The sequence below is a fragment of the Polyangium sp. 15x6 genome (assembly GCF_029960785.1).
GTDB lineage: Bacteria > Myxococcota_A > Polyangia > Polyangiales > Polyangiaceae > Polyangium.
Window position 1 is genome coordinate 1 of sequence record NZ_JASBQE010000200.1, and the last position, 7,110, is coordinate 7,110.

The following is a 7,110-nucleotide window of genomic DNA, read 5'->3' on the forward strand; positions in this document are numbered from 1 at the left end:
CGTGCGCTCACGCGCCTCGTTCACGGTCAGGGTGCGCCCGTCCAGGCTCTTGCCATGAAGCGCGTCGATGGCCGCCTGCGCTTCCTTGTCGCCCGCCACGTCCACGAAACCGAAGCCGCGCGATTGCCCCGTCACCCGATCGGTCATGACCTGGACACCGACGACCTCCACACCGGCACTCTGGAAAGCGCTGCGGACGCTCTCCTCGGTGGAATGGAAGGCCAAATTGCCCACGTACAGTCGCTTGCTCATCCTCAGACCACCCGATGCACGACCTCTCCTGACCTTCCCCGGATGCGACCCGGGCCGTGCATCGGATCGCTTCGAGACCACACAGACGAGCGACCGTCAGCCGATACAGATCGAGCGACCGCGAGCAAAGCGGGCTGTCAGAGTTCGACGACGAACGGGCCTAGGGCGATCATGAGGCTAACGCCCCGCTCCCCAACGCGCAAGCAACTATCGCGACGCGGCAAACGCCGGTTTCCGTAGCCGATTCCCCGCAGTCGCCGCGTCCGTCCAGGGTAGCTCGCGTCCGCTCTCGCTCGCCGGGAGACCTTGTTTCGGCCGGGAAAGCTTCGCGAGCGAGCAGACTGGGAACACCCACGACGACGCCGCGAGACTTACCGATCCGGCATCGGCGCATCAAGGAGCAACCATGCCGTTCCAGAAGATCGTCGTGCCGATCGACTTCGAAGAGACCTCGGCCTACGCGCTCGAACGTGCGCTCGAGCTCGCCGAGAAGCTCGGCGCCGAGGTCACCGTCGTGCACGTCTACAGCCTGATCGTCTACACCTTCCCCGACGGCTCCTACCTCCCCGCCTCCGAGCTCGCCGAGGTCGTGCGGCAAGGCGCGCAACGCAAGCTCGACGCTGTCCTCGAGGCGCACCGGAGCCGCGGCGTAGAGCTCGACGGTGTGCTGCGCGAGGGCCGTTCGGCCGACGAGATTTGCAAGACCGCGGCCGAAATCTCGGCTGATCTCATCGTGATGGGCACGCACGGCCGCGGCGTGATCGGGCGCGCGCTGCTCGGCAGCGTGGCGACCGCCGTGGTGCGCCACGCGAAGATCCCCGTGATGACGCTCCGCAGGCCTCGGGCTTGATTCGCTCAGCCGCGCGACAGCGCGCGGATGGCTTGCATGCGCGAGTCCTTCTGATCCGGCGGCAGGAAGACGGACAGCGCCTGCTCGATCGAGCCGAGCGCCCGCGCGAGCTCCGAGGGGCTCATCGTCTCCGCCGTCACCCCCACGCGCGAGCACGCGCGCTTGATGGTACCTCGGGCGAACACCTCCGAAAGACCACTGGCGGCAATCACCTTGTCGAAGAGTGTTTCCGGCGGACTCATGTTGGGGGCGATTACGCTCGTTCCGTCAAGCCGTGGAACGTCGCGCTATGAGGCCCGACGTCGGGTCCACGTGTCCCTCGGCCTGGGCAAGGGCGATCGGTGGATGCGATGAAATGGCGTGTGGGTTCCCACTCATTCGCACCGATCACGTTCGAGGTGGTTACCAGAATCGCCGTGCCGCCGCAACCCTGGAGACCTCCCCCACGGATCGACTGCAGATCACGGCCTGATTTGCAAGCTCCCGGCAGGAACGTGAGCAGCCCGAACCAGCGACGAACCCCCGCATGCGTGGTCACCACGGACATTGTTGCATCTTTCCGATGCAACTTTCACATCGTCGTTGCGGACGAGCTACGCGGCGCGCCATCCTCACGCTCGCTTGAGCACGACGGTAGAGCTGTCCGGACCGCAGCCGACGGGCCGGTCGAGGGCGCGGGGACGGCCCCTCGGCAAGCTCGGCCTGCGCGTGGCGGCAGGGACCTACCTCCTGCTCATGGTGGCGCTGCCGGTCGCCACGCTCGCGCGGGAGGGGCTCTCCAAAGGCCTCGCCGAACTCGGGCGGGCGCTTTTCCACCCGGTCGCGCGCGCGGCCGTCCTCCTGACGCTGGAGACGGCGCTCGTGATGGCCGCCGTGAACGCGGTGATGGGCACGCTCATCGCGTACGTGCTCGTCCGCTACCGGTTCCCCGGGCGCAAGCTGCTCGACGTCCTCATCGATCTGCCCTTCGCCATCCCCACGCTCGTGACGGGGATGATGATCGTCACGCTGCTCGGGCCGCACGCCGCGCTGGGGCAGCTCTTCGAGGCGGCGGGCCTGCGCGTCGTGTACGCGCCGCCGGCGATCATCCTTTCGCTGCTCTTCGTGACGCTCCCGCTCGTGGTGCGCACCGTCCAGCCCGTGTTGATGGAGCTCGACGGGGCCGATGAAGAGGCCGCCTACACGCTCGGCGCGAGCGAGTGGACGACGTTCCGGCGGGTGACGCTCCCCGCGATCACGCCGGCCATCGTCTCGGGCGCGCTGCAGAGCTTCGCGCGGGCCCTCGGCGAGTTCGGGTCGGTGGTCGTGGTGGCCGGCAACATCCCGCGGCGGACGCTGACCGCGGCCGTGCACGTGTTCGGGGAGGTGGAGTCGGGCGACGTGCACGCGGCGAGCGCGATGTCGCTCGTGCTCGTGACGATCTCGTTCTGCGTGGTGCTCGTCGTCTCGGCGCGGCAGCGGGGCGGGCATGGCTGAACGAGCGAGCGGCGGACGGAGGCGCGTGCGTGCCCTCCTGATCGGAGCGGCCGTGCTCTACGTGGGCGCGCTCGTGCTCTTGCCGGTCGCCTCGCTCCTGCGCGGCGCGCTGGGCGGCGGACTCCGGGCGTTCGCCGAGGTGCTCGCGCGGCCCGACGTGCTCTCCGCGCTCGTGATGACGGCCAAGCTCACGGCCTTCGCGGTCGTGGTGAACGGCACCCTCGGCACGGCGCTCGCGTTCGTCCTCGTGCGGGATCGGTTCGTGGGAAAGCGTCTCATGAACGCGCTCGTCGACGTGCCGTTCGCGCTCTCGCCGGTCGCGGTGGGCGTCGTCTTGCTCTCGCTGTTCGGCAAGGGCGGGCTGCTGCGGCCGATCACGGACGCGCTCGGCGTGGAGGTCGCGTTCGCCTGGCCGGCGATGGCGATGGCGACGGCGTTCGTGACGCTGCCGTTCGTGGTGCGCGAGGTCGGGCCCGTGCTCGAAGAGATGGGCACGGATCAGGAGCTCGCCGCGTACACGCTCGGGGCGTCGCCGTTCGTCACGTTCGTTCGGGTCACGCTGCCGGGGATTCGCTGGGGGCTCGCGTACGGCGCGACGCTCACGATGGCGCGCGCGATCGGCGAGTTCGGCGCGGTGCTCCTCGTCTCGGGCGGCGTCGCGGGGCAGACGGAGACGGCGACGGTGTTCGTGTACCGGGCGCTCGAAGATCGGGACGATCGCGGCGCGTACGTGGTGGCGACGGTGCTCGCGCTCGCGTCGATCGGGCTTCTCTTGCTGCTCGACGTGGTGCGCAAGAAGCGCGGCTCGCGCGCGGAGGCGGAAGGGTAGGCGCTCGTGGGTATCGTGGCGCGTGATCTCGTGAAGCGTTTCCCCGGCGGCAGCGGGCGGGCGGTCGACGCCGTGTCGTTCGAGATCGGAGCGGGCGAGCTCGTCGCGCTGCTCGGCCCGAGCGGCGGCGGCAAGACGACGGTGCTGCGGATCCTGGCGGGGCTCGAATCACCGGACGAAGGGCGCGTGCTTCTGCGCGGCGTCGACATGACGGACGTGCGCGTGCAGGAGCGGAACATCGGCTTCGTGTTCCAGAGCTACGCGCTGTTCCGGCACATGACGGTGCGCGAGAACGTGGGCTTCGGCCTCGAGATCCGGGGCAAGACGCGGGCGGAGGTGGATTCCGTGGTGAGCGAGCTGCTCGCGCTGGTGCGGCTCGCGGAGCTCGGCGAGAGGTACCCGCACGAGCTCTCGGGCGGGCAGCGGCAGCGCGTCGCGCTCGCCCGCGCGCTCGCGCCGGGGCCGAGCGTGCTCCTGCTCGACGAGCCCTTCGGCGCGCTCGACGCGAAGGTGCGGCTCGAGCTCCGCGAGTGGCTGCGGCGCCTGCACGAGGAGCGCGCGATCACCACGGTGTTCGTTACGCACGACCAGGAAGAGGCGCTCAGCGTGGCCGATCGGGTGATCGTGATGAACCGCGGCAAGGTGGAGCAGATCGGCACGCCGGAGGAAATTTACGATCGACCTGCGACGGCGTTCGTCGCGGGCTTCGTGGGGTCGATCAACGAGCTCGAAGGCGAGGTGCGCGGCGGACGCGCGGCGCTCGGGAGCCTCGCGGTGCACGCGCCGCCGGGCGCCGGGGACGGGACGAGCGTGCGCGCGTTCGTCCGACCGCACGACGTGGAGCTCGTGGGCGTGACGAGCCGTGTGGAGAAGCGCAGCAGCGTGGAGGTGGCGACGGCGCGGGTGGAGCGTCTCGTGCGGATCGGCTGGATGGTGCGGATCGAGCTCAAGCTCGAAGACGACCAGCCGCTCACGGTCGAGCTCACGAAGGATCGCGTCGCCGAGCTCGGGCTCGCGGAGGGGGAAGAGGTGTTCGTGAACCTGCGCGACGCGAAGCTCTTCGTGCAGGACTATTCGATCTGACTACCGAGCGGGCCGGGCGAGCACGCCGAGAACGCGCTCGGCCTCCTTGATGCGTGCGTCGCGCTCGGCGAGCTTCTGGCGCAGCCGCGACGCCTCTTCGTCGGCCGCGGCGATCGCGGCCTGCTGGGCGCGGAGCTGGGCCTCGGCGTCGGGCTTGATCTTGCCGAAGTAGAAGCCGAAGGCCGCGGCGAAGAGGACCATCGATCCGAGGGCGCCGAGGCGCACGGCGCGGCCGAGGCGCTGGTTTTGTTTGTCTTCCTTCAGCGCGGCGAGGGCGCGCTCGTGCGCCTCCACGATCCGCATCACCTCGAGGCGCGCGTTCGCCTCGGCTTCGGCGCGCGCGCGCTCGACGGCGGCGACGCGGATCGCCTCGATGCGCGCCTCCTCGGCGCGGCGCTCGGCGTCCATCCGCGCGCGGCGCTCGGCCTCGATCCGGGCGTGCATCGAGGACGACTCGCGCGCGTGACGCGCCGCCTCTTCGGGTCCGAGCCGCCCCGCGGCCTCGTTCTCCGGACGAACGCGCGCCTCTTCCAGGCGCGCGAGGTACTTCAACGAAAAGAGGAGGGCGCCCTCCTGCATCGTGGCCATGCGCGACGACTCCTTCGGTCTGAATGCCCCAAGCCGCGGCGCCCCAGGCGCTGCCCGGCCGAGGGTGTTCCCTTGGACGCGCGGTTTCGTGCGCCCTTGGGTGCGCGCCGCGCCGAGCGGGATCCAGGCCGCGGGCGTGCTACATTTTCAGAATGAATGGCTTCATCGAATCAGGCGCGGGGCACAGGGTGGGCAGCGATGAGGGGCGCGGGGCGCGGTGGGCTTTGCTCGTCGGAGCCGCGATGGCCATGGGCACGTTCGGGTGTTCGTCCGTCGTGAGCGAGTACGACGTGGACGCGAACTTCACCGTGACCCCCAAGGTCGACGGGTCGTTCTTCTGGTGGAACGAGGTCACCTTGGAAAGTGACGTCAACTCGTACGGCGCGGCCCGGCTCGGGTTCGTGCGCATCTCCGTGGCGCCGCCTGCGGAGGACATCACGTTCGTCGACGAGATCCTCGGCGAGGCGGTGACGTCGACGGGGCGCACGCCGCTCGTCTCGAAGTCGGAATTTCCCGCGAAGGAGTCCGACGTGATCCTCGACGTGCTGCACGACGGCGACATTCGTCCCTTCTTCGAGGACGGCAAAAAGGTCCGCGTCGAGTGGACTGGCCGCACGAACCCGAACTTCCTGGCGTGGCCGACGGACGGGATCGATGTCTCCGTGAAGGTCAGGCTCGTCCTCGACTGAGCAGGCGCGCCGCGGGGCGCTTCCGCCGCCGCGGCGTATGGAGCTATCCTCGCGGGCAGGGAAAGGCCGATGCGGTCGAAAACAGGCAAGTTTCGCTGGATCGCGCTCGGCGTGGGGGTCGTCACGATCGGCGTGGCGGCGGCCGTCGCGTTCACGCGCGTCCCTCCCGAGCCCACGGCCATCGCGGCGCCGCTCACGCTGAACATCAAGATCGACGCGCCCGCGCTCAGCCCGCCGAAGTTCGCCGAGACGCTCGACGTCACCACGTTTCAGCGCGGCAACCTCCACACACACAGCCAGTGGAGCGACGGCGATCGTTCTCCGAAGGACGTCTACACCTGGTATCGAAACCACGGCTACGCGTTCCTCGCGATCACCGATCACGACAACCGCGTCAGCCCGGCCACGTTCGCCACGCTCGAGCGCAAGGGGTTCGTGATCATCGCGGGCGAGGAGGTGACGATGTGGGCCGAGGGCAAACCCGTCCACATCAACGGCCTCTGCACGAAAAAGACGATCGGCGGAGGCCGGTTCAACGCGAAGCGCGAGGCGCTCTTGCACGGGCTCAACCGCGTGCACGAGCAGGATGGCGTGGCGCTCGTGAACCACCCGAACTTCGACTGGGCGCTCACGATGGACGACGTGCGCGTGACGCGCGGCGCGGAGCTCCTCGAGATCTGGAGCGGCCATCCGTACGTGAACACGGAGGGCAACGCCGAGCGGCCGTCCCACGAGGCCGTGTGGAACACGCTGCTCGACGAGGGTTGGTCGATCGCGGGCGTGGCGGTCGACGACGCCCATCACCTCGGCATGACGAAGCCGGACATCAAGCCGGCCCGGCCGGGGAAAGGCTGGGTGCAGGTGTTCGCGGAGAAGCCCGATCGAGCGCTCATCTGCGAGGGGCTCGCAAAGGGCCGGCTCTACTCGTCGTCCGGCGTGACGCTCACGCGGATCCGCGTGACGGAGACGAAGCTCAGCGTGTGGCCGAAAGAAGAAGGCGCGGTCGTGGTGTTCATCGGCGACGGCGGGAAAGAGCTCGCGAAGATGGAACGAGGTCCCGAAGGCGACGCGACGTACGAGCTCCGCGGCGACGAGACATGGGTGCGCGCGCGCGTCTCGCTTCCGGACGGGAAGATGGCCTGGACGCAGGCGTATCGCGTCGTTCGGTAGAGCGGTTTTTCAGGAGCGCGGCTGGCCTTTGCGGCGCGCGAGGAGGATCTCGGCGGCCGTGAGCGGGCGGGGCTGCGGCGGGCCGGCAGGCGGCGCCGCGCCTGCGGGCGGTTGCGGGGCGGCAGTCGGGGACGGCGCATGCGGCCTCGCGACGGCCGGCGGAGGCGCGTGCG

9 protein-coding genes are annotated in these 7,110 nt (G+C 69.7%); 6 read left to right on the forward strand and 3 right to left on the reverse strand.

What is annotated here, in order from left to right:
- A partial coding sequence (locus QHF83_RS52455; protein WP_282425725.1) for an RNA-binding protein occupies nucleotides 1–252 on the reverse strand: 252 nt, incomplete at its 3' end.
- Nucleotides 253–658: 406 nt separating this feature from the next.
- Here QHF83_RS52455 and QHF83_RS52460 point away from each other — a divergent pair.
- A complete protein-coding gene (locus QHF83_RS52460) occupies nucleotides 659–1,102 on the forward strand; it encodes a universal stress protein (protein ID WP_282425726.1) in 444 nt (147 codons plus the stop codon).
- A gap of 5 nt (nucleotides 1,103–1,107) precedes the next feature.
- Here QHF83_RS52460 and QHF83_RS52465 read toward each other — a convergent pair whose 3' ends face one another.
- Nucleotides 1,108–1,344 carry a hypothetical protein gene (locus tag QHF83_RS52465; RefSeq protein ID WP_136927744.1) on the reverse strand — a complete coding sequence of 79 codons (237 nt, stop codon included), beginning with the start codon at nucleotides 1,342–1,344 and terminating at the stop codon, nucleotides 1,108–1,110.
- Between the two features lie 379 nt (nucleotides 1,345–1,723).
- Here QHF83_RS52465 and cysT point away from each other — a divergent pair, with 379 nt between their 5' ends.
- The 3 genes from cysT to QHF83_RS52480 are packed head-to-tail and all read left to right on the forward strand — an operon-like array spanning nucleotide 1,724 to nucleotide 4,490.
- A complete protein-coding gene (gene cysT, locus QHF83_RS52470) occupies nucleotides 1,724–2,578 on the forward strand; it encodes a sulfate ABC transporter permease subunit CysT (RefSeq protein ID WP_282425727.1) in 855 nt (284 codons plus the stop codon).
- A 25-nt stretch (nucleotides 2,579–2,603) separates the two neighbouring features.
- Nucleotides 2,604–3,407 carry a sulfate ABC transporter permease subunit gene (locus QHF83_RS52475; protein ID WP_282425728.1) on the forward strand — a complete coding sequence of 268 codons (804 nt, stop codon included), beginning with the start codon at nucleotides 2,604–2,606 and terminating at the stop codon, nucleotides 3,405–3,407.
- Nucleotides 3,408–3,413: 6 nt separating this feature from the next.
- The gene (locus QHF83_RS52480) at nucleotides 3,414–4,490 is read left to right on the forward strand and encodes a sulfate/molybdate ABC transporter ATP-binding protein (protein WP_282425729.1); all 1,077 of its coding nucleotides are present in this window, start codon (nucleotides 3,414–3,416) and stop codon (nucleotides 4,488–4,490) included.
- Here the strand turns inward: QHF83_RS52480 and QHF83_RS52485 are convergent, their stop codons facing one another.
- Nucleotides 4,491–5,078, reverse strand: coding sequence for a hypothetical protein (locus QHF83_RS52485; protein ID WP_282425730.1), 588 nt, complete (start codon nucleotides 5,076–5,078; stop codon nucleotides 4,491–4,493).
- Nucleotides 5,079–5,230: 152 nt separating this feature from the next.
- On the opposite strand from QHF83_RS52485, the gene QHF83_RS52490 reads away from it, so the two are divergent.
- Together QHF83_RS52490 and QHF83_RS52495 are read left to right on the forward strand one after the other, a co-directional pair.
- Nucleotides 5,231–5,767, forward strand: a complete 537-nt coding sequence (locus QHF83_RS52490; protein WP_282425731.1) for a hypothetical protein — start codon at nucleotides 5,231–5,233, stop codon at nucleotides 5,765–5,767.
- Between the two features lie 69 nt (nucleotides 5,768–5,836).
- Nucleotides 5,837–6,937, forward strand: a complete 1,101-nt coding sequence (locus QHF83_RS52495) for a CehA/McbA family metallohydrolase (protein WP_282425732.1) — start codon at nucleotides 5,837–5,839, stop codon at nucleotides 6,935–6,937.
- Nucleotides 6,938–7,110 lie beyond the last annotated feature (173 nt).

Bases quoted from the DNA above. Each gene is read 5' to 3' on its own strand.
- QHF83_RS52460 (WP_282425726.1), top strand. From the start codon at position 659: ATGCCGTTCCAGAAGATCGTCGTGCCGATCGACTTCGAAGAGACCTCG.
- QHF83_RS52465 (WP_136927744.1), bottom strand. From the start codon at position 1,344: ATGAGTCCGCCGGAAACACTCTTCGACAAGGTGATTGCCGCCAGTGGT.
- QHF83_RS52485 (WP_282425730.1), bottom strand. From the start codon at position 5,078: ATGGCCACGATGCAGGAGGGCGCCCTCCTCTTTTCGTTGAAGTACCTC.
- QHF83_RS52490 (WP_282425731.1), top strand. From the start codon at position 5,231: ATGAATGGCTTCATCGAATCAGGCGCGGGGCACAGGGTGGGCAGCGAT.
- QHF83_RS52495 (WP_282425732.1), top strand. From the start codon at position 5,837: ATGCGGTCGAAAACAGGCAAGTTTCGCTGGATCGCGCTCGGCGTGGGG.